This window comes from Eubacterium sp. An11 (assembly GCF_002161065.1).
GTDB lineage: Bacteria > Bacillota > Clostridia > Lachnospirales > Lachnospiraceae > Anaerobutyricum > Anaerobutyricum faecale.
Map to the genome: position 1 here is coordinate 1 of NZ_NFLV01000090.1, position 924 is coordinate 924.

Below are 924 nucleotides of genomic sequence, written 5' to 3' on the forward strand. Positions count from 1 at the left end.
GAAACCCTCTACTATGTAGATGCAGACGGGACACAGCGGGAGATCTGCTCTCACAAGGATATTGACGATGCGGGACAGACCGTACATCTCTCCGAAAATCCTCCGGAAGTACCGGAAGAGCCGACGGAAACACCTTCCGTTTCTAATCCGGTCAAGACCGGGGATGATGCACCCATCCTTCTTTACCTTGGCATCGGGGCAGGCGCTCTTGTCCTTGCCGGGACACTGACCTTCCTGTATCTGCGCAGACGGAAACAGAAGGATAACCAGTAACCCACACATTGACTCTAACAGGCGGTTCCTATTACTGAACCGCCTGTTTCTATGGAAGGTGACAGATATGGAACGAACCCACTGTACGGCGGATGCCAGGCATATCCGCCATTTCCTGGACTGTTGCGAAGGGAACTGGCACCAGTGCGTATATGTGCGCTGCGTTTCCTGCAAAACTCCGGGATATTGCAGACAGCCGGACTTTTTGTATCATCCGGATCCGGAGGGGAAGCCCTGTATCCTCCTCATGAGGGATGCCAGGCTTCTTTTCGCCCGGCTTCCGGAGCCCACCGAGTGCGCCGGCGCATTGACCATGGAGCAGTTTATCTCCCTGTACCGGCTTTATCTGGAGAAAGAGGGGCTGCTTGACGCCCCCTGTCTTCCGGAAGCACTGCTGCGTCTTCAGGAGGCAGCCTGCTATGACTGGTAAAGTTGCGTTTTGCAGGGCTTCTACGTATGGGATAAGTAAGAAAACGAAAGGAGGAGCATCACATGAGTTATCTGATTCTGATCATCTGCTGGATCGACAGGACATTTACCACCCTGATCTTTCTCCCCATGCTGTATATCCTGTACCGGAAGTTCCGCCCCACAAAGCCCTGGACGCCCCGCACCATGCGGCTGTACCTGGTCTGCAAGGTTCTGGTGATC

The 924-nt window shown here is 54.2% G+C and carries 2 protein-coding genes; both read left to right on the forward strand.

Annotated elements, in window-relative coordinates:
* A partial coding sequence (locus B5E53_RS18675) for an LPXTG cell wall anchor domain-containing protein (RefSeq protein WP_140401545.1) occupies window positions 1–273 on the forward strand: 273 nt, incomplete at its 5' end.
* Window positions 274–340: 67 nt separating this feature from the next.
* The gene (locus tag B5E53_RS18680) at window positions 341–703 is read left to right on the forward strand and encodes a hypothetical protein (protein WP_087282305.1); all 363 of its coding nucleotides are present in this window, start codon (window positions 341–343) and stop codon (window positions 701–703) included.
* The last annotated feature ends 221 nt before the right edge of the window (window positions 704–924 follow it).